Below are 20,876 nucleotides of genomic sequence, written 5' to 3'. Positions count from 1 at the left end.
AGTTCGTCAACTCCGTCTTCCCCCATTCCCCGCGAAGAACCAAAAAAATCCGCCCGTGCATCGCTGCCGCGGGCGGTGAATCCAGGCGGAGAGCCTGGAGGAGACAGGGAGCCACCAATGAAACCTACTCACCGGAGGTACGCTTTACAGGTAGGGACGGCGGCGGCGCCCGCAAGACCCATCTTGGGTAATCGAGACCGCGCCGTCGTGTCGGACCAGGCCGACGATCAGCGTTGCCCTTGCAGCGCTTCCAGGATCTTCCACCCGGCCGTCACCTTGGCCGGCGTCGGGTAATTCCGGTTGGCCAGCAGCACGACGCCGATCTTCTTTTCCGGCACGTAGACGACATAGCTGCCGAAGCCGCCCGTCGCGCCGGTCTTGTTGAGCAGCGTGCCCGGCGGCGCGGCCGTCGGTGCGATCTTCCGCGCCGGATTCGGCTTCCAGCTGACATCGGTCGAGTTGCCGGCCAGCAGGCGCGGCAGCGTCGGCGTGCCGCGGTATTGTTCCCAGCCCAGGCCCTGCGTCATCTCGCCGACCTGGAAATAGCCGACGTGCGTGCAGTCCAGCGCGGCGCGCATCGCGGCCGGCAGTTGCGACGGATCGATCTGCGCCTGCATGTAGCGCACCATGTCGGCGCTGCTCGACTTGACGCCATAGGCTTCCAGGTCGAACGGGCCGCGGTTCACGCGCACCGGCTTGTTTGCCTGGTTGTAGCCCCAGGCATAGTCGCCCATCGCGCTGTCGGGCACCGTCACATAGGTATGGCGCAGGCCCAGGGCCGGCAGCAGACGGCGCTCGACGGCTTCGCCGTAGGGCACGCCCAGGCCGACCGCCGCGGCGCGGCCCAGCAGGGCGATGCTGGGGTTCGAATAGCGGCGCAGCGTGCCGGGCGGCGCGTCCGGCTGCCATTGGCGGTAGTAGGCGGTCGCCTGCTCGTCGGTATCGACGTCGTCCGGGAATTGCAGCGGCAGGCCGCCCGGCGTGTAGGTGCCCAGGTCGAGCAGCGTGGCGCGGTCGATCGGGCTGCCCTTCAGTTGCGGTACATAGGTGCCGGGGTGGTCGGCGAAGTCGATGCGGCCCAGGTTCTGCGCGTGGCAGGCCAGCGTCGCCGTGAAGGTCTTGCTGACGGAGCCCAGCTCGAACAGCGTCGTTTCGCTCACGGGCTTGCCGCCGTCCCGGGCCGCGACACCGTAGTTGAAGAACAGCGCCTGGCCGTCGACGGTGACGCCGACCGCCAGGCCCGGCACGTCGTATTCCTTCATGAGGGGGCGGATGACGCGGTCGACGGCGGCGCGGACGGCGGCGGCGTCCGCGGCCACGGCGGCGGGAGCGGTGTTCAGGGCAAGGGCGGCAAGGACGGCGAAGGCGGTACGGCGGATGTTCACGTGGGTCTCTCCAGTGTCGTTCGATGATGGCGACCAGTGTAGCGACGCCGCCCCCGGCGGCACAGGGCGGCCGTCCCGGCGCACCGGCCTTTCGTCACATGCCGACCTTGACGACGCCCAGGTAGCGTTCGCTGACCGCCACTGTCCCGCCGCAGCGCAGCAGCAGGCGCCAGGTACCGTCGCCCGTCGCATCCAGGCGCGCCATCTGGCCGCGCCGCACGATGGCGCCGCGGTGCACGCGGATGAAGGCGCCGGGCGGCAGCAGTGCTTCCAGCTTGTTCAGCGTGATCCGGTGCAGCACCGTGCGCGCCGCCAGGTGCAATTCGACGTAGTTGCCGGCCGATTCGATCCACAGGATGTCGGCGATGTCGATGCGTTCGATGCGGCCGACGGAGCGCACGTTGAGGTGGTCGAGCGGCTGGTCGGCCGTGCCGTCTACGTAGTCGCGCAGCGCCGCGCCGTAGGCCTCGCGCTGGCGCTGGCGCAGCAGGGCGGCGGTGCGTTCCACGGCCTGGGCCAGGCGCGCGTCGCCGACGGGTTTCAGCAGATAGTCGAGCGCGTGCACGTCGAAGGCATCGAGCGCGTGCTCGCCGTACGCGGTCACGAACACGACCAGCGGCGGCTCCCGCATGCGGCTGATCTCGCGCGCCAGCACGAGCCCGGACTCTCCCGGCATGCGGATGTCGAGGAAGACGACGTCGATGTTCCCGGGGGCCAGCGCGGCGCGCGCGGCCGGGGCGCCGTCGCATTCGGCCGCGAGCTCCCAGCCGGCATGGACGGCCATCGCTAGGCGCAGGTTGGCGCGGCCGGGAATTTCGTCGTCGACGATCAGGTAGCGGATGGCCATGGCCTCACTCCGGCTCCACGATCGGCAGGCGGACCTCGGCGATGTAGCGTGCGCCCTGCACGCCGGCATCCAGCGACGCCGAAGGATGCACGAGGCGCAGGCGCTCGCGCGTATTGGCCAGGCCCAGGCCCGTGCCCGGATTCGGCGGCGTCTGCGTGCTCACGGGGTTCGTCACGCGGATGCGCAGCGCGTCGCCGTGCTCGGCGAATTCCAGGCGGATGTCGCTCGGGCCCGCATGGCAGTCGAGGTCGTGGCGCAGCGCGTTCTCGATCAAAGGCTGCAGCAGCAGCGGCGGGCACGCCACCTCGTGCAGCAGGGCCGTCTCGCCGTCGATGTGGACCTGCAGGCGTTCGCCGTAGCGCAGGCGCTGCAGGTCGAGGTAGTCGCGCACGAACTGCAGCTCGGTGGCGACGGTGGCGCCGGCATGGGCGTTGCCGTGCGCGCTGGCCGACAGCGCGTAGCGCAGCAGGTCGCTCAGGCGGCCGATGCCGCCCAGGGCGAGGGCCTTGTCGTCGTCGCGCACCAGGGCGCTGATCGCGTTCAGCGCGTTGAACAGGAAGTGCGGTTCGAGCTGGGCGCGCAGCGCCAGCATGCGCTGTTCTTCCAGCGCCAGGCGCAGGCCCAGCAGCGCCAGCTCGCGTTCGCGCGCGCGGCGGAAATAGTGCAGCGCCAGGATGGCGGCGAAGGTGCCCGTGGTGGAAAACCAGCCGACCAGCAGCATCCGGCGCAGCAGCTGCCAGGGGCTGTCGATGGCCGCCAGGTAGCCGCGCAGCCAGGCCATGTAGACCCATTGCGCCGGCTGGAACACGCACACGAGGGCGACGAACAGCAGGATGACGTTGCGCGGCCGCTCGATCAGCGCGGGCCAGCGCGCCAGCGCCAGCGACAGGCCGGCGCTCAGCACGATCAGCGGCAGCGCGTACTCGACGAACCAGGTGACCAGCAGCGACGGGTAGTGGCTGTCCACGCCGCCGCGCAGGTTGTCGCTGTAGGTCTGCAGCGCGCCCAGGGCGCTGATCGCCGTCCACACCAGCACGGTGACGGCGATGGTCTTCGCGGCGGACCGTGGCGGAAGAACGGGAAGGGAGAAGGGCGCTGGCGTCATCCAAAAAGTATAGCAGCGCCCCCGCCCCGTTTCGTCCCGCCGAACCGGGGTTTCGTCACCCGGTGGCGGGACCGCCCGGCCGACGTGCTTCAGTCGAGGTACTTCGGCGGGCGCGGCAGCGCGGCATTGTCCTTCGGCTCGTGGCCGAGGATCAGGCGCGCATGGTCGCGGGCGACGATGTCGTTCAGGCGCTTGGAGGAAGCGACGGTCTGGTCGTGGTCGTAGTTGAAGGTCGGCACCTGGTTGCGCTCGTGGTTTTCCGTGAAGTGCCACTGGTCGCCCGACAGCACCACCTTGCCCGCGTGCGGCAGCGTCAGTTCCATCGCCTGGTGGCCGGGCGTATGGCCGGGCAGGGCGTAGAGCTTGACCGAGCCGTCGCCGAACAGGTCGGTATCGCCGTCCAGCAGGCGCAGCTTGTCCTGCTTGCCTTCGGTGTGGGCGGCCAGCAGTTCGGGCTGGATGAAGTGGGCTTCGGCGTCTTTCTTGTTCGCCAGGACCTTGTACTCGGCGCGCTGCATGACCAGCGTGGCCTGCGGGAAGTCGTTCGACTGGCCGGCGTGGTCGAAGTGGGCGTGCGACAGCACGACGTAGCGGATGTCGGCCGGCTTCACGCCCACCGTGGCCAGCTCGTCGACGAGCGGTTTTTCCAGGTTCATCTTCAGCGTGCCCTGGGTGACGCCGCCCTGGAAGCTGCGCGGATAGCCGGTATCCCACAGCAGCCAGTCGTCGCCGTGCTTGATCAGGTAGCACGAGATGACGATGTCGTAGGAGCGGCCCTTGTACTCGCCCGCGTCGGACATCATGCTCAGGTCGCCCAGCGTCATGGTGCCGCAGTCGAAGCGGTACAGGCGCATGTCGGCATTGTCGGCGGCGGAGGCGGGCGCAACGCTGGAAAAGGCCGTCAGCGACAGCGCCAGGGCGGACAGGATTTTCTTCATGGATTACCTCATTGGTTGATTTTCGGGGAGACCATTGTCAGCATTAAACAGATGGCCATTGAGACGAATAACCCTCGTTAAGGGACATCGCACGCATTTCCCTCCAATCGGGCCGCAGGGCCATTGCCGCGCCACCGCCGAGGGGTATACTTGTTCCATGAACGAGATCCGCTGCACCTGGGCCAATATGGCCAATCCGCGCTACATCGCCTACCACGACCACGAATGGGGCGTGCCCTGCCATGACGAGACGACGCTGTTCGAAATGCTGAACCTCGAAGGAGCGCAGGCGGGCCTGTCGTGGGAAACCATCTTGAACAAGCGCGACAACTACCGCGCCGCCTTCGACGGCTGGGATGCGGAAAAAATCGCCGCGTACGACGATGCCAAGGTGGCATCGCTGCTGGCCGACCCCGGCATCGTGCGCAACCGCCTGAAAGTGGCCGCCGCCATCAACAACGCCAAGGCCTACCTGCGCCTGCGCGAGGAGGGCGGCACGCTGGACGACTACCTGTGGTCCTTCGTCGACCACCGGCCCATCGTCAACGACTGGCCGGACGGCGCCCGCCCGGCCAGGACCGAACTGTCCGACCGCCTCTCCAAAGACCTGGCCAGGCGCGGCTTCAAGTTCGTCGGTTCGACCATCGTGTATGCCTACATGCAGGGCATCGGCATGGTGGACGACCATGACCGGAACTGCCTGTGCCGCAAGCGCCGGGGATGACGGCGATGGACTACCGCGAGCACTGGCACGCCTCGTCGCGCTACACCGTCTTCGATTCCCGCCACGGCGGCGGAGCCGACGTGCGCGTGCTCGCGGACGTCTGGCGCACGGACCCGCAGCGCCCGCCGCACCTGCACCTGATCGCCGTGTGCGACCACCTGCAGCCGGGCTTCCACCGCTTTCCGCAGGCCGAGCCGGGGCTGACGGTCGACCTGGTCAACGCCCCGGTCGAGACGGCGCTGGCGCAGCTGGTGGGGCGCGTCGACTTGTTCCGCCTGGTGGGCCTGGAGCATGCCGGCACCGGCTTTGCGCGGCCGCTGGCACGCGTGGCCGCCGCCAATGCGCGCCTGCTGGGCCATGGACTGACCGGCGAACAAGTGGCCGCGCTGCAGGCGCAGGGCTTCGTGTTCGAACCCGGCACCCAGCGCGCGCGCTTCGCCAGCCGCAAGCCCCGTCCGCCCTTGCCCCCCGCGCCGGAGCGGCGCGCCGTCGTGCTGGGCGCCGGCATCGCCGGCTGCGCCGCGGCCGAGCGCCTGTGCGCGCGCGGCTGGCAGGTGACGCTGGTCGAGCGCCACGCGCGTCCCGCGATGGAGGCGTCCGGCAACCGCGCCGGCATCTTCATGCCGCTGCTGTCGAAGGACGACAACGTCCCGACGCGCCTGACGCGCGCCGCCTTCCTGTTCGCGCTGCGCCACTGGGAACGCCTCGGCGGCATCGGCCGCGCCATCGACGGCGCCGCCTGCGGCGTGCTGCAGCTGGCGCGCGATGCGGATCACGCCGCCGTGTCGCGCGAGATCGCCGCCAGCGGCGCCGTGCCGGCGGACTTCGCCGAATGGCTGGAAGCGCCCCGGGCCGAGGCGCTGCTCGGCCTGCCCGCGCCGGACGGCGGCTGGCTGTTCCGCCAGGGCGGCTGGGCGCGCCCCGGCAGCGTGTGCGACGCCCTGGTGGCCGCCTGCGGGGCCCGGCTGGAGCAGCGCTTCGGCGTGGGCGACGTGGCCATCGAACGCGCGGACGGCCAGTGGCAGGTGCGCGGCGCGGCCGGCAACCTCGTCGCCCATGCCCCGAACCTGGTCCTGGCCAACGGCGCCGGCGCCATCCGCATTCCGCAGGCGGCCGCGCTGCCGCTGACCGCCATGCGCGGCCAGGTCAGCCACGTGCCCGCGGAAATGCTGCCGGCGCTGCCCGTCGTGCTGTGCCGCGAAGCCTACCTGACGCCGCCGTCCGGTGGCGTGTGCAGTGCCGGCGCGACCTACGACGCCGATCCCGATCCGGCCCTGTCGCCGGCCTCGCATGCGGAAAACCTGGAGCGGCTGCGCGGCCTGCTGTCGGACCCCCGGGCGGCGGCGGGCGCGCCGCTGCAGGGACGCGTGGGCTTTCGCTGCATCGCGCCGGACCGCCTGCCGCTGGTGGGTCGGCTGCCGGACTTCGACGCGGCCGGCACCACCGAGCGCCTGCGCGACGTTCCGCGCCACCCCGGCCTGTACGCGCTGCTGGGCTATGCCTCGCGCGGCCTGATCTGGGCGGGCCTGGGCGCCGAGCTGCTGGCGGCCCAGATCGAGGGCGAACCGCTGCCGCTGGAAGCGAACCTCGTCGATGCGCTAGACCCGGCCCGGTTCGTGTTGCGTGCGCGCCGCAGTCCGCGCGGTCCGCGGGGCGTGGCGAGTGCCGAACTTTGATCTTTCCAGAGAAACTGGAAGTTTCAAAGGTATAATTGGCGATCGGCAACATTTCACACTGACGGTCATGGACGCTATGGACGAATCGCCCAACGCCCCGGAGCACGAGCTGTTCCTGTTTCTCGCTTCCACAGCGCACGACATGAAGAATTCGATCAGCGTCCTGTCCGGCACGCTGGAACGGCTGCTGGCCGAGTCTTCTCCGGCCCAGGACGGCGCCTATCCGCAGCTGGCGCACATGCTGTACCAGACCAAGCGCCTGAACGACAACCTGATGCAGCTGCTGGCCCTGTATAAAAAGGTCGGCAAGCCGGATTATCCGTTCGACCTGCAGCCGCTCGAGATGGGCCACCTGGTCGACCAGGTGGTGGCGATCGCGCGCGTGCTGCTCGGCTCGCGCGGCATCCGCCTGGACGTCGACGTCGACCGCGCACAGATCTGGCACGTGGACGAAGACCTGGTCGTGGGCGTGCTGTCGCATGCGATCAACAACGCCATCCACTACACCTGCGATACGGTGCGCCTGGCGATCCGGGAACTGGACGGCTCGCTCGAGCTGCGCGTCGAGGACAACGGTCCCGGCTATCCGCCCGCGCTGCTCGAGGCCGGCGCCAGCGCCGCGCGCGACATCGGCGGCGTCAATTTCCTGACCAACAGCACGGGCCTAGGCCTGTATTTCTCGAGCGAAGTCGCGAAGATGCACCGCCACCGCGGCCGCCACGGCACGCTGCGCCTGGAGAACGGCGGCGCCTACGGCGGCGGCTGCTTCATCCTGAGCCTGCCATGAACGCCGCCGCCCATCCCGCCGCCGGCGCCGGCAAGATCGAGGACGTCGACTGGGCCGACAAGAACTACCTCGTCGTCGACGACTTCGTCGGCATCCGCCAGCTGCTGCGCGAGAGCCTGCGCAGCCTCGGCGCGAAGAACATCGACCAGGCCTCGTCCGGCGGCGAGGCGATGGGCCTGCTCGCGCGCATCCGCTACGACGTCGTGCTGTGCGACTACAACCTGGGCGACGGCAAGAACGGCCAGCAGGTGCTGGAAGAGGCGCGCGTGCGCAACCTCGTCAATCCCAGCACCGTGTGGCTGATGGTGTCTGCCGAGAAGAGCGTGGAATCCGTCATGGGCGCGGCCGAGCACCAGCCGGATGCCTACCTGATCAAGCCGATCACGGAAGGCGTGCTGCTCACGCGCCTGAACCGCGTGTGGCACCGCAAGCAGGTGTTCCGCTCGATCGACCAGGCCTATGCCGACAAGGATTACCTGCGCGCGGCCAGGCTGTGCGACGTCCAGATCGAGGCGCACAAGGCGCACGAGATCGATTTGCTGCGCATGAAGGCGCGGCTGATGGAAAAGAGCGGCGAGCCGGTCAAGGCGCGCGACGTGTACGAGCGCGTGCTGGCCCAGCGCGAATACCAGTGGGCGCGCGTGGGCCTGGCCAAGATCCGCATGGCGAACGGCGAATTCGAGCAGGCGCGCCAGATGTTCCAGGGCGTGATCGCGGAAAACCGCCACTTCATCGAAGCCTACGACCAGCTCGCGCTGGCCTACCAGAACATGGGCAAGCAGGAAGAGGCGTGCGCGATCCTGGAGCGGGCCGCGAAGCTGTCGCCGAACTCCGTGACGCGCCAGCGCTCCTTGGGCAATATCGCCCTCAAGATCGGCAACATGCCGCTGGCGGAAAAAGCGTACCGCAAGTGCCTGGCGATCGGCGAGTATTCCGTCATGAAGACGCCGGACGCCTACCTGGGCCTGGCGCGCGTGCACGGCCAGAAGCGCGATACGAAGGAAGCCCTGCGCCTCCTGACCCAGGCCCAGCGCGAATTCGTGGCCGACCATCCGGACGTCATCGTGCGCTCCAAGGTCACCGAAGGCCTCGTCTACCACGAGAGCGGCGACGAGCGCCGCGCGCGCAAGGTCGGCGAGGAGCTGGAAGCGCTGCTGGAGGCGGCGCCGGAACGCCCGGACGTGGCCACCTGCCTGGAGCAGGCGACCCTGATGTTCGCGGTCGGCATGAAGGAAGCGCCGGCCGAGCTGCTGTGCTACGTGATCCGCAACAACCACGACAATCCGCTGCTGCTGGAAGACGTGCAGAAGATCTTCGACAATGCGGAGATGGGCGAGGAGGGCATGGCCCTGATCCAGGCCTCGAAGAAGGAAGCGAGCGACCTCATGAACCAGGGCGTGCTGCTGTGGAAGACGGGCAAGCTGGACGCCGCCGTCCAGTGGATGCGCGACGCCCGCCGCAAGGTGCCGAACAACCAGCGCATCCTGTTCAATGCGGCCCAGATCATGGTGTCGCACATGCAGCAGCAGGGCTACGACGCGGCGCTGTCGGCCGAAGCGTACGAGGTGTTGCACCACGTCGACCGCCTGCTGCCGGGGCAGCAGCGTTTCGCGCAGTTGATGGAGCAGCTGGCCTTGCTGCAGCCGCAGCCGGAGCCGGAGCCCGAACCGGAACGCGAGCCGGAGCCCGAGGAAAAGTAGGGTGGGCGGCTTCGCCGCCCACGCGTTCAAGGAACGCATGCGTCTTCGATCGCGTGATCGATCGGAAGAGGACGGGTATCGCCTTCGATCGCGTGATCGATCGGGAGACGACGGGTATCGCCTTCGATCGGGTGATCGATCGGAAGAAGACGGGTATTGCCTTCGATCGCATGATCGATCGGAAGACGACGCGTATCACCGCGTGGACGGCGAAGCCGTCCACCCTACGGCTTGTCGGCTTTTGGTCTGGTGCGGCTCTTGCCGTTGACACTGGCGGGTTTTCCTTCGGGCTCGGGCGCCCGAGCCGTGTCCTGGCCCGGTTCGGGCTTGGCGGCTGCACCGCTGTCCGCCGCAGGCGCCATCGCCACGTTGACGGCCTGGGCGAACTGGTCCTGCAACATATTCCACCACGCCATCGCGGCCGGCATGCCCATGGCGGCGGCGCCTGCACCGTCCGGCCCCTGGCCCGCCGGCGCGGATGCGCCGGGCTGGGCGCTGTCGCCGCCTGCGGCCTCGGCCGGCGATGCGGCCGGCGGCGCGGCCTCGGCGGCCGGCTTGGGCGCATCGCCAGCCGCCGGCGGCGCGGCGAAGAAGGGCGCGAACGGCATCGCGGCCATCTTCTCGGCGCTGACGCCGGACTGGCGCATGGCTTCGGCCATCGAGCTGCTCATCGAGCGCAGCGTCGCCAGCGTGCCGCGCTGCACCTCGAGCGCCTGGATCGTCCCGCGCAGCATGGTCAGGTTCAGGTTCAGCCAGGATTCGACGGCCTTCATGTCGGCGATGCGCTTGTCGAGGTCTTCCATGGACAGCGGCGGCCCCGCCATGCCGGACATGCCGGGCAGGCCGGCGCCGGGAAGATGCATCGATCCCCACAGGTTCTTGACGAAATCCAGCGTGTCCGTCATCCCGGGAATGCCGGAGGCAGGTGGTTTCAGCATGATCGTCTCCTCGTATTTGAGGCTGTCGCAAAAGGTGCACGGCGAGGCGCCGCAACGCCGCCATGCGCCTTTTGCGACAGCCTCTGTTTGCGGGTAGCCTAACAGATAAGTAATGGCCGTCAAAGCCGTTCGCGCAGACGCGGGACGGGTGGACAGGCTACACTAGCGGGATGAGCACCACTACCGTACCGAACCGTCGCCGCCGGCAATTCGTACTGGGCGCGTTGACGGTCTTGTTGCACGTGCTCGTGTTCGAGTGGTTGAGCGGCCAGCTTGGACGCGCGCCCGGCCACCGCGGCGATGCGGCCCGTCCGGCCGCGCCGGTCACGGCGGAACTGGTGCCGGTCCCGGAACCGGCCCCCGCGCCGCTGCCGCCGCCGGCTCCGCCGCAGCCGGCCACGGAACCGCCGCCGCCCTTGCCCGAGATCGATCCCGAGCCGCTGCCGCCTCCGCCCGAGACGGGGGCCGGTGCCGATGTTGCCGTCGCCGAGGGCGCCCCTGCGCCGGAGTCGGCGGACGGTGCGCCGGCCGCGGCCGGCGACGCGGCAGGACAGGCGGGCGCTCCCGCTTCCGCAACGGGCGTACAATCGCAGCAAGCCGCCGCCGCGTCCTCGCCGGCAGCCCCGGCAGCGGCGCAGGCCGCCCCGCCCGCGCCGGAAGCCGCCGCGCCGGCCGCGCGCCGCTACCGCATCGACCTGCCGCCGTCGGCCGACATCGTGCTCGACGTCGCGCGTACCGACGCCAACGGCACCAAGTGGAACGGCGACCAGCTGCTATCGTGGCGCATCGCGCCGACGGGCTACACCATCCGCGTCGAGGCCGGCATCAAGATCATGTTCGCCCACGTGAACCTGTTGACGCTGACGAGCGAAGGCGCGGTTGGAGACGAGGGATTCGTCCCCACCTTGATGACGGAGAAACGGCGCGGCCGCGCGATGACGGCCACGCATTTCAACCGCAAGGAAGGCACGCTGACGTTCTCGGCATCCGAAGCGAAGGTGCCGCTGGTGCCGTATGCCCAGGACAAGGCCAGCGTGCCGCTGCAACTGGCGGCGATCGCCCGCGGCGACCCCAAGCAACTGTCCGGCACGATCGACCTGCTGGTCGGCGAAGACCGCGGCGCCACCGTGTACAGCTTCACGGTGGCCGGGCAGGAAGAGATCGACACGAAGCTGGGCCGCATCGCCACCTGGCGCCTCGTGCGCCCGCCCAAGCCGGGGTCCTACCACTCGCGCCTGGAATTGTGGCTGGCGCCGGGCTACGGCTGGTATCCGGTCCAGATCCGCAACACCGAAGCGAACGGGGCGGTGACGACGCAGACCGCCAGCAGCATCAAGATCGACAACAAGAATATGGAAAAATGACATGCGGAAAACTGATATGAACACCTTGATCAAAGCCACCGCCGCCGCCCTGGCGCTGACCCTTGCCGCGGCGCCCGCCGTCCGGGCCCAGGACGCCGGGGAGCACCCGGCCGTCAAGCGCCCGTTCGACCTGCCGCCCTCGGCCGACCTGGCCTACGCCATCAGCGCCACCCAGCGCGGCCTGGCCCTGAAGGGCGACGCTGTCATCACCTGGCGCGCCGACACCGGCAAGTATGCGGCGAGCGCCGAGTCGCGCGTGGCCATCATGGGCAAGCTGACGGAAAACCGCAGCAACGGCACGGTCGACAGCTACGGCCTGGCACCCGCCGAGTTCTACGACAAGCGCATCCGCAAGGAGCCCGTCACGGCCACCTTCGACCGCGACGCCAGGACCATCAGCTTCAGCGACGGCGACAAGACCTACCCGATCAAGGGCGGCGAGCAGGATCGCGTGTCGATCTCCTGGCAACTGGTCGCCGTCGCGCGCGCCGCCAAGGACAAGTTCAAGCCGGGGTCCGAGTGGAAATTCTTCGTGGTGGGCCCGCGCGATGCGGACCCCTGGACCTTCCGCGTGGTGGGCAACGAGAAGATCCAGACCGGCATGGGCGAAGTCGAGGCCGTGCACGTTTCGCGCGGCACGCCGCCGGGCTCTCGCGAGCAGACGCTGGACATGTGGCTGGCCCCCGGCAACGAGTGGTATCCGGTCAAGCTGCGCTTCACCGAGGGCGACCGCGGCGAGGTCGTCGAGCAGGTGCTGCAGAAGATCACGAAGAAATAAAGGACGACGGTGCCGCAGCGCTTCAGTCCTGCGGCCCCGGATCGTCCGGCGAATCGTTCTCCCAGTGCAAGGTCATCTCGCGCGGCGCATTGCCCACCTTGACCGTGCGCTTGAAGGTCTTGCCTTCCGCCGCGGCGCTGATGCGGTAGGTGCCGGCCGGCAGCTTGGCGTAGAACATGGGGCCCGTGTTCGGCACGCTCAGCAGCGTGGCGCCCTTGGCGTCCATGATGTCGAGCTGGACGTCGGAGCGGAAGGCGCCGCTTTGCCGGGTGGCGAAGGTCAGCAGCAGGTTGTAGTCGGCGCGCAGGGCGCGCATGGCGTTCTGCTCGTCCTGGCCGACGCCGCCGTTGATGTAGCTGATGCCGTTCTGTTGCTGCGGTCCGGCGGCCTGGACGGCGGAGACGGCAAGGCAGGCGGCCAAGACGACGGCCGCGGCGTATGTGCGTTGCATGGCGTTCCTCCTCGATGTGGGAATGTAAATAAGACAACGTCGATTATCCACGGACGAGCTCGCTGAAGGCGCGCGCCTGCCCCACTGCGACATGCATCGCCGTTGCCATCCTGGCAAGTCAAGCATTTCCGGTTTCCGTTGCTAATTCGCCAGATGTGACATCGCCCCGGCCATTCCTTTCAAGTTGCCAACCCTTAACTGTTATACTGACGCCCCCGCGCCTGCCGCATGGCCGCCGCGCGCGACAGCAGATTGGTAAGCCCTACGATGATCGACAACCTGGCCGGCGCACCCGCCGCCGAACCCCATTCCCCGGCGTTAGAAGAGCTCGACCCGCTGCAGGCCCACTTCCACGAGGGAGTGGCGCCGGACGAGATCGAGCAGGTCTACCACCTCAAGCGCGCCGCGCCCATGCTGCAGGCGTTCACGGCGCTGTTCCACGGCGCCCAGGACGGCGTCATCGTGCGCCTGCTGGTGCTGCGCGACCTCGCGGCCGACAGCGGCACGTCGGCGTTCTCGCGCGCCGACATCAACCAGAAGTTCGCCTACCTGATTCCGGAAAGCCTGGAAACGGTGCTGGGCCGCCTGCGCAGCCACGGCCTGCTGGCCTGGGACAACCAGGCCGGCGTGTATCGCATCACGCCGCTGGCGCGCAACGTGCTGGCCGCCCTCGACACGCTGCTGGCCCTGGGCCAGCCGGACGAGGACGAGGCCGAGATGGGCTTCCTGCTGTCGCAGGTGGCCGGCGCCCAGGCCGTGGGCGGCGTCACCGTCGAACAGTTGAAGCACCTGCTGGGGCGCCTGGTCGAGCTGCACGAGGAATTCCGCGACGCCATCGCGTCCGGCTCCGAATTCCGCCTGCGCGCCTCGCAGGCGAAGTGGCACACGGCCTGCGACTGGGTCGAGAAGGGATCCGACATCCTGCGCGCCATCACCTCGGACGAGCGCGCGGATTTCGCCACGCACCGCGCCGCCCAGGCGATCGGCCGCGCCCAGTCGCAATTGCTGAACATGCAGGGCATGTTCTCGCGCGCGCTGAACCAGATCGAGCGCCAGCGCGTGCACCTGGGCCAGTCCGGCCTGTCGACGACGGACATCAAGCGCTGGCTGCTGGCGCACGAGGACCTCGCGAGCCTGGCCGAGAACGCGATCGACCGCCCGGTGGTACCGCTATTTACCACGCCGGCCGAAATGATCGACGTGGCCGAGACCGAACTGATGACGGAGCGCGCGCCGGTGATGGCGCCGGGCGGCCTGCCGAACGGCGAGGACGCGCCCATGACCATCAACGACAACCCGGCGATGCAGGCGGAACTGGACGACTGGATCAAGCGCCTGTCCGACTTCGCCAACCTGGGCAACTTCCCCGTCATGTCCGAGGATTCGCCCAAGAGCGTGCCGATCCAGGAGTCGCTGCTGCCGGCCAGCTTCGCGGTGGCCTCCTACCGCGCCTCGCTGCTGCCCCTGCTGGGCGACGCGGCCGAGGCCAACCTGCAGGGCGCGACGGCCGAACTGGCGCGCCTGCCCGTGAAATTCACGTCCGAGGACGAGATGGTGCAGCTGGACGACCCGCACGTCGCCGCCATGTCGCGCGCGACCCTGTCGCTGAACCTGGACGACCTCACCCTAGACCTGGAAAGCAAGACGCAAGATGAATGACGACGCACAAATCCTGATCGCGCGGCTGCTCACGCACCAGACCCTGCGCCGCGACGACAAGATGGTCAAGCGCGCGCTGTCCGACGACACCTTCCGGGCCGACGTCGACAAGCGCCTGCTCGAGACGGGCCTCAAACTGCTCGACAACGTGTACGCCGACCACGTGACGCTGGCGCTGCACCGCAACGTCGAGCCGAAGATCTTCGGCGCCAAGGACATCTGGCAGAACAATAACTTCGGCCTCACGCGCGACGGCGTGGCGCTGCTGGTCGTGCTGTGGGCGCAGATCATCCTGCCCAAGCGCGAGCGCCAGGAAACCCACCAGGCGATCGACGTCGACCAGTCCGACATGTTCGACAAGGACAACCCGATCCCGCGCGCCGAGGACACCTCGATCGGCATCTCGTATTCCGCGCTGCTGGCCGACTTCGGCGACAAGCTGGGCAAGAAGACCCGCATGGACATGAACCTGGGCCTGCTGTCCAAGCTGGGCTTCATCGAGCGCCGCGGCGACGTGATCCTGGAAGGCCCGCTGCTGGACCTCCTGATGGACACCGACGTGCTGAAGGAACGCATCATCAACGGCGCGCTGGCCGACGTGTTCAAGCGCGCGCCGCTGGCCGCCGCGCCGCGCCGCCCCGCCAGCGAGGCGGCCAACGATGCTGCCGCCGCCGTGGCCGAGCCGGTTGCCGATGTTCCCGCAACTGGCGCTGCCGTAGCCCCCGATACGACCGAAGGTTAAGAGACGCATGTTCCACATCAAATCACTCGAGCTGGTCCACTGGGACTACTGGCAGCGCATCAAGAACATCCCGCTCGACGCCAAGATCATCACCATCGCCGGCCAGAACGGCTCCGGCAAGACCACGCTGCTGGACGCGCTGCGCACCCTGTTCGGCCTCGATTGTTCGATGGGCCGCACGTACAAGCACTATGCGCGCCATTCGGGCCAGCAGAGTGCCTGGATCCGCGCCGTCGTCGACAACAAGCCGGTCGGCCTGCAGCTGTCGAACCGCCCGTTCCGCCACTCCGGCTTCTTCAGCGACGACGAGGTCACGCTGTTCTGCCAAGTGCAGAAGAACGGCGGAGACTGGAAGCGCCAGTACCTGATGCGGCCCGGGAATATCCAGATCGAGGAAGTCACCGACGCCACCGACTGGCTGGGCGTGGAAAACTACAGGAAGCGATTGGCGTCGGCCGGCCTGTCGCCGGCCATGTCCAAGGTGCTGGCGCTGGAGCAGGGCGAGACCGATAAACTGTGCGAATACGCGCCGCGCCAGCTGCTCGACCTGGTGTTCCAGGTGTTCGGCGACAAGGAAGTGCTGGACGCCTACGACGAAGCCAAGCGCCACCAGCGCGACACCGAGGCGGAACTGAAGCGCTTCGAGGCCGAGCTGGAAACCTCGCGCATCAACCTGGAAGGCCTGCGCCTGCGCGTGGCCAACTTCCACCAGTTCGAGGACCTGAACAAGGAACGGCGCAACCTCGTCGAGGAAGTGCTGCCCAGCCTCGAATACCACGAGGCGCGCGAGAAGGCGGCCAACATCAGCCGCCAGTTGCGCGAGGCGAGGAAGCCCCTGGCCCAGGCCGACAGCATCCTGACCGAGAAGCGCAACGCGCTCGCGGCCCAGCAGCGCGCGCTGACCGAGGCCCAGCAGCAGGAAGTCAAGCTGGAACAGGAAGCCACCGAACTTGCGGGCCGGCTGACCCAGTTGAACGGCAAACTGAAACCGCTGGAAAGCCTGCTGGAGCAGAAGGAGCGCCTGAACAAGCTGGCCGCGGACGCCGGCGCCGACATCGCCGAGGTGGCGGCCCAGCTCGAAGCCAAGGAAGCGGAACTCGCGAAGAAGAAGGCCGAGCGCGATGCGCTGGCCACGAAGATCGCCGGCGAGCTGGCGACCGTCTCCGCCCTGCAGGGCAAGACCACGATGCCCGAGCCGGAAGCCCAGCGCCAGATGCGCCGCGCGCTGCGCGACGCCGGCATCCCGCACGCCATGCTATCGGACATCGTCGAGGTGACGGATCCGAAGTGGCAGGGCGCCGTCGAGGGCGTGCTGGGCGGCTATGCGTCCGTCGTGCTGCTGGAACGCGCCAAGGACGCGCCGGCCGCCTATAAACTGGCGGAAAAGGAACGCTACCGCCACTTCATCGTGCCCGATTGCGTCGACGCGCCCGTCGTCAAGGACGACACGCTGCTGTCCGTCGTGCGTTTCAGCAGCGCGGCCCCCGGCTGGCTGATCGACCAATTGGAACGCATCGAGCGCGTGGAATCCGTCGACGCCGGCTTCAAGAGCGATGCCGACGAATGGATCACGCCGGACGCCTACCACCGCGAACGGCGCGGCGGCCGCTCGCTGTTCGTCGAGCCCTCGCGCTACCGCTTCGGTGCGGCCGGCAAGACCCAGCGCCTGGAAGCGATCCAGAAATCGCTGCCCGCGCTGGAAGCGCAGGAAGACACGCTGACGCTGGCGATCAGCAAGCTGGCCTCGGAAGTGTCGGCGCTGCGCGTGCGCATCGCCGGCGTGGACGCGGCCAAGGAACTGGCCGCGCGCCAGGCCGAATTCGAGGAAGCCACGCGCGCGCTGGAACCGCTCAAGGCCGAGCGCCTGGAAGTGGGCGCGCGCCTGGGCGAGCTGCAGGTCCTGATCAAGAACGCCACCGTCACGCGCACCCGCGCCGACACGGTATGGCAGAACGCGCGCATGGCGCTGTCGGAAGCGGAAGCGGGCATGCGCCTGAACAACCGCCGCCAGCTCGAGCAGCGCAGCGAACACGCGCGCGACCTGCTGGCGCTGCGCCGCAACTGGCGCCACGTGCCCCAGGCCTGGCGCAACCCGCAGCAGCGCGCCGCGCTGGTGGCCACGCACCAGAACGCGCACCAGGTCAAGCTGCGCATGAACACCCTCGACCACTCGCTGGGCCGCAACGACTGGGAACAGGACCCCACCGTGATCGACCAGTACGCGCGCCTGAACGAGCAGCTGTCCGGCCGCCAGAACGAGACGGAAGAACGCCGCTACCAGAACAACCGCGCCATCGAAGCGACGGCCAATGCGCGCGGCGCCTACATCGAGCGCCTGCGCTACACGATCAAGACCTACTCGAAGAACATCAAGGAACTGGGCGAGCTCGCGAACATCGAAGTCACGGCCGACCCGGTACGCCTGGAAAACGACGACGTGCAGCTGGCCCAGGCCGGCCTGCACGTGCGCTTCAAGTTCGACGGCAAGGGCCAGATCGGCATGAACGACGGCGAAGCCTCGGGCGGCCAGCAGGTCATGAAGTCGCTGGTCCTGCTGATCGGCCTGCTGAAGTCGGAAGAAGGTTCGGGCGGCTTCGTGTTCATCGACGAACCGTTCGCCCACCTGGACATCCGCAACATCCAGCTGGTCGGCGAGTTCCTGAAGAACACGGACGCCCAGTACCTGATGACGACGCCGCTGACGCACAACACGGACGTCTACGATCCTTCGGACCTGACGCTCATCACGAGCAAGAAGAAGAAGGACACGCAGTGGGCGCAGCCGATCTTCGTCCTGCAGCGGCGCAAGGAAGGCGAGGAGGCGAAGGCGGCGTAAGGCTGCCCCGCTTTCCCGGCATGACGGCCGGCACTCCTCGGGATGCCGGCCGTTCTACTTTCAGACCCTGTCCTTGCCCAGCCCCGTCACGAACGCCAGCAGGAACAGCGCATAGCCGCATGCGACCAGCAGCACCGCCAGCGCCGTGCTGAGCGCCAGCGTGCGCCTGTCCTGGCCGCCCGCCTTGCGCATGCCCAGCAGCGGCGCAAGCGCCACGATCAGCGTCAGCGGCGCGATGCCCGTGAACACGCCGGCGATGGCCGTCAGGACCACCGCGCCCAGGTGGAACAGGATGAAGCGGCCGCGCGGGTAGCGCTGCGCGCCGTCGGCGGCGCTCATCCCGCCAGCGCCTTGACGAGGTAGGCCGTGTCGCGGCGCAGGATCGATTCGTTGAAGCCAAGCGTCACCTTGCCGCCGTCGACCTTCCCGATCCGCACGTTGGCCGCGCGCAGGCGCTCCTCCAGGCCGGCCTGGCGCTGCGGAGCAATCTCCAGCACGGCGAGGTTGCTGCCGTCCGCGACGCGCCGCACGGTGAAGCCGGGCGTGCGTTCCAGCGCCGCCAGCAGGCGCTCGCCGGCCGCGCGCACGCCGGCGTAGCGCTGCTCGGCGCCGTCCAGCGCGTCGAGGGCGGGCAGGGCCGCCTGCCAGGCGTGGTACAGCGTGCCGCCGAAGAGGTGGCGCAGTTCGCGCGCCCGCGCCATCAGGGGCTTGGGGCCGGCCAGCACGCCGCCGAACGGCGCGCCCAGGTATTTGTACAGCGAGACGTAGACCGTGTCGAAATAGGCGCAGTACGGCTTCACGTCGAAGCCGGCCATGCCGCACATGAGCAGCAGGCGCGCGCCGTCCAGGTGCAGGCCGATGCGTTTTTCCTTTGCCTGGCGCGCGATGGCGGCGACCAGTTCGGGACGCAGCGTGGCGCCCTGGGCGCGCCGCACGGGGCTTTCCAGCGCGATGGCGCCCACCTTGATCGGGTAGGGGCCGACTTCCGCGCGCTCGATGGCGGCGCCGATTTCTTCCAGCGTGGGCGCCGCGCGGCCGGGGGCGAGGGGCACCAGGTTGATGCCGCTCAGCGTCGTGACGGCATTCGATTCGTCGCGGTAGACGTGGCTTTCCTGCTGCACCAGCACGTGCTTCGCCTCGCCGCACAGGAGGCGCAGGGCGATGTGGTTGGCCAGCGTCCCGGTCGGCATGAAGACCGTGTCTTCCTTGCCGAGCAAGGCCGAGAACTTCGCTTCGAGTTCGGCGACGGCGCCGCCGGCCAGGTAGCTGTCGACCGGTTTCGCATGCTTGTCGATCAGCGCCTGCAGGCGCGCCGGTTCGGCGGCCGGATTGCGCGGCAGTGCGTCGCCGGCCAGCACGACCAGCGTGTCGTAGTCGGTGACGGGGGCTGGTGCGGAAGAAGCCGGGGCGCCGTATTGGGCGTGGGCGTGGCCCGCGGCCAGGCCCAGGGAAAGCGTCGGTACGGCGCCGAGGAAGCGGCGGCGGTTCAGGGTCATGGCGTCTCCGGTGGCGTGGGTACCGGGGAGTATAGGCCAGCCGGACCCGGCGCCGCCCGATCGATCACATGGTGCCGATTTCCTGGCGCTTCTGCCGGCGCCAGCGCATCAGGCCGAAGGAGTAGGCGGCGAAATAGGCGCCGGTGAGGCCCAGGCAGTACATCGTGACGGGGCTGTCGGTGAGGCGCGGGTTGGGCAGGTTGCTGCCCTGGTTCATGTAGATCTCGATGCCGAGGTAGATGATGCGCGCCACCAGCACCATGCCGACCAGGACGCCCAGGCGCCGGTCGGGCGTGAAGTAATAGCCTTCGTCGGTGTCTTCGAAGCGGGTGCGGCGCAGGCCGTAGCGGCCCAGCAGCACGCCCATGACGGCGCCGACGGCCAGGGCGATCAGGCCGTAGGGACGGTCGAGCAGGCTGGCGGCCGGCACCAGCACGAGGGCGCCGAACACCAGCAGGCCGGTGTAGTGGCGCGACATGATCGAACGCTGGCGCGTCATCTGGCTCTTCAGGCGCGAATAGATGCGCCAGACCAGGACGGGGATGAGGATGATGAGGGCGAGGGTCGTGATGCTCATGCAGGGATAGTAAGCGATGCGCTGCGCTGGCGCCAGGACAGCAGGCCGAACGCGTAGCTCATGTAGTAACCGGCGAGGACGCCGAAGATGACGAGGGTCAGCGGGTTGCTGACGAATTCATGGTGCTGGAACGCTTCCGGGTGCTGGAACGCGCCCTCCTGGTAGAACCCCCAGGCGCGCCAGGCCATGCGGCCCGTGAACAGGGCGGCCACCGCCAGGCCGATCGGCGCATGCGGCGTGAAATAGTAGTCGTCGCCGACCTGCTCGAAGCGCGTGCGCTTGATGGCGATGCGGCCCAGCACGGCGCCCACGGGCAGGCCGGCCGCCAGGGCCGCGATGCCCAGCAGGCCGCCCTTGAGGCTGACGGCGCCCAGCACCAGTACCAGCAGCGGGAAGAACACGAGGGTGGTGCGGTGGCGCCAGGTCTTCGAGCGCTGGCGGCTCGTCAGGCGCCGGATGCGGCTGTACATCCGCCACAGCACGAGCGGGACGAGGACGGCGGCAACCATCGGCGTTGTCATCATGGCGGACCCTTTCTGTCGAATCCGTCATTGTAATCCAGCCGGATGCCAGCGGGACGGCGGCCAAACGGCGGCCATGGTAGTGTTTTGGCATCATCTTGAGGAGTCCGCCATGTTTGCCACCGCCATCGAAGCGCACCGCGCCCCCGACCCGGTCCCCGTCGAGGAACCGTCCGAAGACCCGTTCGAACCGGCCGATCCGCACCAGCCGCCGATCCGCACGCCCATGAACGACGAGCCGCCGGTGACGGATCCGAATCCGAGCATCGCCGCTCGCCGTCGCCTGCACTGATCCGTCGGCCATACCCTCCGCGCATTGACCCTTGCATCCCGAGAAACTACGATGGGACCG

The 20,876-nt window shown here is 68.7% G+C and carries 20 protein-coding genes; 10 read left to right on the top strand and 10 right to left on the bottom strand.

Annotated features, from left to right (window positions below; translation table 11 throughout):
• Window positions 1-227: 227 nt before the first annotated feature.
• The 4 genes from ampC to QPK32_RS17255 form a co-directional block, all read right to left on the bottom strand.
• The gene (gene ampC, locus QPK32_RS17270) at window positions 228-1,379 is read right to left on the bottom strand and encodes a class C beta-lactamase (protein WP_374046761.1); all 1,152 of its coding nucleotides are present in this window, start codon (window positions 1,377-1,379) and stop codon (window positions 228-230) included.
• A 100-nt stretch (window positions 1,380-1,479) separates the two neighbouring features.
• Window positions 1,480-2,232 carry a LytTR family DNA-binding domain-containing protein gene (locus tag QPK32_RS17265; protein WP_290414028.1) on the bottom strand — a complete coding sequence of 251 codons (753 nt, stop codon included), beginning with the start codon at window positions 2,230-2,232 and terminating at the stop codon, window positions 1,480-1,482.
• 4 nt (window positions 2,233-2,236) lie between these two features.
• Complete coding sequence (locus QPK32_RS17260) at window positions 2,237-3,337, bottom strand: sensor histidine kinase (RefSeq protein ID WP_290414027.1); 1,101 nt, start codon at window positions 3,335-3,337, stop codon at window positions 2,237-2,239.
• 89 nt (window positions 3,338-3,426) lie between these two features.
• Window positions 3,427-4,275: an N-acyl homoserine lactonase family protein gene (locus QPK32_RS17255; RefSeq protein ID WP_290414026.1), complete on the bottom strand. Its 849-nt coding sequence runs from the start codon at window positions 4,273-4,275 to the stop codon at window positions 3,427-3,429.
• Window positions 4,276-4,432: 157 nt separating this feature from the next.
• Between QPK32_RS17255 and QPK32_RS17250 the strand changes: the two genes are divergently transcribed.
• The 4 genes from QPK32_RS17250 (at window position 4,433) to QPK32_RS17235 (ending at window position 9,162) form a co-directional block, all read left to right on the top strand.
• Complete coding sequence (locus QPK32_RS17250) at window positions 4,433-4,999, top strand: DNA-3-methyladenine glycosylase I (RefSeq protein ID WP_290414025.1); 567 nt, start codon at window positions 4,433-4,435, stop codon at window positions 4,997-4,999.
• Window positions 4,978-6,675, top strand: a complete 1,698-nt coding sequence (gene mnmC, locus QPK32_RS17245; RefSeq protein ID WP_290414024.1) for an FAD-dependent 5-carboxymethylaminomethyl-2-thiouridine(34) oxidoreductase MnmC — start codon at window positions 4,978-4,980, stop codon at window positions 6,673-6,675. The genes QPK32_RS17250 and mnmC overlap by 22 nt, the downstream gene beginning before the upstream one ends.
• Before the next feature lie 76 nt (window positions 6,676-6,751).
• Window positions 6,752-7,462, top strand: coding sequence for a sensor histidine kinase KdpD (locus QPK32_RS17240; protein ID WP_290414023.1), 711 nt, complete (start codon window positions 6,752-6,754; stop codon window positions 7,460-7,462).
• Window positions 7,459-9,162 (top strand): tetratricopeptide repeat-containing response regulator, encoded by a 1,704-nt coding sequence (locus tag QPK32_RS17235; RefSeq protein ID WP_290414022.1) that lies wholly within the window; start codon window positions 7,459-7,461, stop codon window positions 9,160-9,162. Before QPK32_RS17240 ends, QPK32_RS17235 begins: the two co-directional genes overlap by 4 nt.
• Before the next feature lie 224 nt (window positions 9,163-9,386).
• Here QPK32_RS17235 and QPK32_RS17230 read toward each other — a convergent pair whose 3' ends face one another.
• Window positions 9,387-10,100, bottom strand: coding sequence for a PhaM family polyhydroxyalkanoate granule multifunctional regulatory protein (locus tag QPK32_RS17230; protein WP_290414021.1), 714 nt, complete (start codon window positions 10,098-10,100; stop codon window positions 9,387-9,389).
• A gap of 170 nt (window positions 10,101-10,270) precedes the next feature.
• On the opposite strand from QPK32_RS17230, the gene QPK32_RS17225 reads away from it, so the two are divergent.
• Window positions 10,271-11,464, top strand: coding sequence for a DUF3108 domain-containing protein (locus QPK32_RS17225; RefSeq protein WP_290414020.1), 1,194 nt, complete (start codon window positions 10,271-10,273; stop codon window positions 11,462-11,464).
• Between the two features lie 16 nt (window positions 11,465-11,480).
• Window positions 11,481-12,242, top strand: a complete 762-nt coding sequence (locus tag QPK32_RS17220; RefSeq protein ID WP_290414019.1) for a DUF3108 domain-containing protein — start codon at window positions 11,481-11,483, stop codon at window positions 12,240-12,242.
• Window positions 12,243-12,264: 22 nt separating this feature from the next.
• Here QPK32_RS17220 and QPK32_RS17215 read toward each other — a convergent pair whose 3' ends face one another.
• The gene (locus QPK32_RS17215) at window positions 12,265-12,693 is read right to left on the bottom strand and encodes a hypothetical protein (RefSeq protein ID WP_290414018.1); all 429 of its coding nucleotides are present in this window, start codon (window positions 12,691-12,693) and stop codon (window positions 12,265-12,267) included.
• 267 nt (window positions 12,694-12,960) lie between these two features.
• Between QPK32_RS17215 and QPK32_RS17210 the strand changes: the two genes are divergently transcribed.
• The 3 genes from QPK32_RS17210 to QPK32_RS17200 are packed head-to-tail and all read left to right on the top strand — an operon-like array spanning window position 12,961 to window position 17,930.
• Window positions 12,961-14,352, top strand: a complete 1,392-nt coding sequence (locus QPK32_RS17210) for a hypothetical protein (RefSeq protein ID WP_290414017.1) — start codon at window positions 12,961-12,963, stop codon at window positions 14,350-14,352.
• Window positions 14,345-15,094 carry a hypothetical protein gene (locus QPK32_RS17205; RefSeq protein ID WP_290414016.1) on the top strand — a complete coding sequence of 250 codons (750 nt, stop codon included), beginning with the start codon at window positions 14,345-14,347 and terminating at the stop codon, window positions 15,092-15,094. Before QPK32_RS17210 ends, QPK32_RS17205 begins: the two co-directional genes overlap by 8 nt.
• 7 nt (window positions 15,095-15,101) lie before the next feature.
• A complete protein-coding gene (locus tag QPK32_RS17200; RefSeq protein WP_290414015.1) occupies window positions 15,102-17,930 on the top strand; it encodes an ATP-binding protein in 2,829 nt (942 codons plus the stop codon).
• A 60-nt stretch (window positions 17,931-17,990) separates the two neighbouring features.
• Here the strand turns inward: QPK32_RS17200 and QPK32_RS17195 are convergent, their stop codons facing one another.
• The 4 genes from QPK32_RS17195 to QPK32_RS17180 form a co-directional block, all read right to left on the bottom strand.
• Window positions 17,991-18,269 (bottom strand): hypothetical protein, encoded by a 279-nt coding sequence (locus QPK32_RS17195; protein WP_290414014.1) that lies wholly within the window; start codon window positions 18,267-18,269, stop codon window positions 17,991-17,993.
• Window positions 18,266-19,426 carry a low specificity L-threonine aldolase gene (locus QPK32_RS17190; RefSeq protein WP_290414013.1) on the bottom strand — a complete coding sequence of 387 codons (1,161 nt, stop codon included), beginning with the start codon at window positions 19,424-19,426 and terminating at the stop codon, window positions 18,266-18,268. Before QPK32_RS17190 ends, QPK32_RS17195 begins: the two co-directional genes overlap by 4 nt.
• A 64-nt stretch (window positions 19,427-19,490) precedes the next feature.
• Entirely contained in the window at window positions 19,491-20,003 is a 513-nt protein-coding gene (locus tag QPK32_RS17185; RefSeq protein ID WP_290414012.1) for a hypothetical protein, read from the bottom strand.
• Window positions 20,000-20,527 carry a hypothetical protein gene (locus tag QPK32_RS17180; protein WP_290414011.1) on the bottom strand — a complete coding sequence of 176 codons (528 nt, stop codon included), beginning with the start codon at window positions 20,525-20,527 and terminating at the stop codon, window positions 20,000-20,002. Before QPK32_RS17180 ends, QPK32_RS17185 begins: the two co-directional genes overlap by 4 nt.
• A 109-nt stretch (window positions 20,528-20,636) precedes the next feature.
• Here QPK32_RS17180 and QPK32_RS17175 point away from each other — a divergent pair, with 109 nt between their 5' ends.
• Window positions 20,637-20,816, top strand: a complete 180-nt coding sequence (locus QPK32_RS17175) for a hypothetical protein (RefSeq protein ID WP_290414010.1) — start codon at window positions 20,637-20,639, stop codon at window positions 20,814-20,816.
• The last annotated feature ends 60 nt before the right edge of the window (window positions 20,817-20,876 follow it).

This window comes from Massilia sp. YIM B02763 (genome assembly GCF_030412015.1).
GTDB lineage: Bacteria > Pseudomonadota > Gammaproteobacteria > Burkholderiales > Burkholderiaceae_D > Telluria.
Note: the sequence above shows the minus strand (reverse complement) of the source record. Positions and strands in the feature narration are given on the sequence as shown.

What these genes read in the sequence shown, in the direction of transcription:
- QPK32_RS17265 (WP_290414028.1), bottom strand. Translation starts at nt 2,232, where the DNA reads ATGGCCATCCGCTACCTGATCGTCGACGACGAAATTCCCGGCCGCGCC.
- QPK32_RS17260 (WP_290414027.1), bottom strand. Translation starts at nt 3,337, where the DNA reads ATGACGCCAGCGCCCTTCTCCCTTCCCGTTCTTCCGCCACGGTCCGCC.
- QPK32_RS17255 (WP_290414026.1), bottom strand. Translation starts at nt 4,275, where the DNA reads ATGAAGAAAATCCTGTCCGCCCTGGCGCTGTCGCTGACGGCCTTTTCC.
- QPK32_RS17250 (WP_290414025.1), top strand. Translation starts at nt 4,433, where the DNA reads ATGAACGAGATCCGCTGCACCTGGGCCAATATGGCCAATCCGCGCTAC.
- QPK32_RS17240 (WP_290414023.1), top strand. Translation starts at nt 6,752, where the DNA reads ATGGACGAATCGCCCAACGCCCCGGAGCACGAGCTGTTCCTGTTTCTC.
- QPK32_RS17235 (WP_290414022.1), top strand. Translation starts at nt 7,459, where the DNA reads ATGAACGCCGCCGCCCATCCCGCCGCCGGCGCCGGCAAGATCGAGGAC.
- QPK32_RS17230 (WP_290414021.1), bottom strand. Translation starts at nt 10,100, where the DNA reads ATGCTGAAACCACCTGCCTCCGGCATTCCCGGGATGACGGACACGCTG.
- QPK32_RS17225 (WP_290414020.1), top strand. Translation starts at nt 10,271, where the DNA reads ATGAGCACCACTACCGTACCGAACCGTCGCCGCCGGCAATTCGTACTG.
- QPK32_RS17220 (WP_290414019.1), top strand. Translation starts at nt 11,481, where the DNA reads ATGAACACCTTGATCAAAGCCACCGCCGCCGCCCTGGCGCTGACCCTT.
- QPK32_RS17215 (WP_290414018.1), bottom strand. Translation starts at nt 12,693, where the DNA reads ATGCAACGCACATACGCCGCGGCCGTCGTCTTGGCCGCCTGCCTTGCC.
- QPK32_RS17210 (WP_290414017.1), top strand. Translation starts at nt 12,961, where the DNA reads ATGATCGACAACCTGGCCGGCGCACCCGCCGCCGAACCCCATTCCCCG.
- QPK32_RS17205 (WP_290414016.1), top strand. Translation starts at nt 14,345, where the DNA reads ATGAATGACGACGCACAAATCCTGATCGCGCGGCTGCTCACGCACCAG.
- QPK32_RS17200 (WP_290414015.1), top strand. Translation starts at nt 15,102, where the DNA reads ATGTTCCACATCAAATCACTCGAGCTGGTCCACTGGGACTACTGGCAG.
- QPK32_RS17195 (WP_290414014.1), bottom strand. Translation starts at nt 18,269, where the DNA reads ATGAGCGCCGCCGACGGCGCGCAGCGCTACCCGCGCGGCCGCTTCATC.
- QPK32_RS17190 (WP_290414013.1), bottom strand. Translation starts at nt 19,426, where the DNA reads ATGACCCTGAACCGCCGCCGCTTCCTCGGCGCCGTACCGACGCTTTCC.
- QPK32_RS17185 (WP_290414012.1), bottom strand. Translation starts at nt 20,003, where the DNA reads ATGAGCATCACGACCCTCGCCCTCATCATCCTCATCCCCGTCCTGGTC.
- QPK32_RS17180 (WP_290414011.1), bottom strand. Translation starts at nt 20,527, where the DNA reads ATGATGACAACGCCGATGGTTGCCGCCGTCCTCGTCCCGCTCGTGCTG.
- QPK32_RS17175 (WP_290414010.1), top strand. Translation starts at nt 20,637, where the DNA reads ATGTTTGCCACCGCCATCGAAGCGCACCGCGCCCCCGACCCGGTCCCC.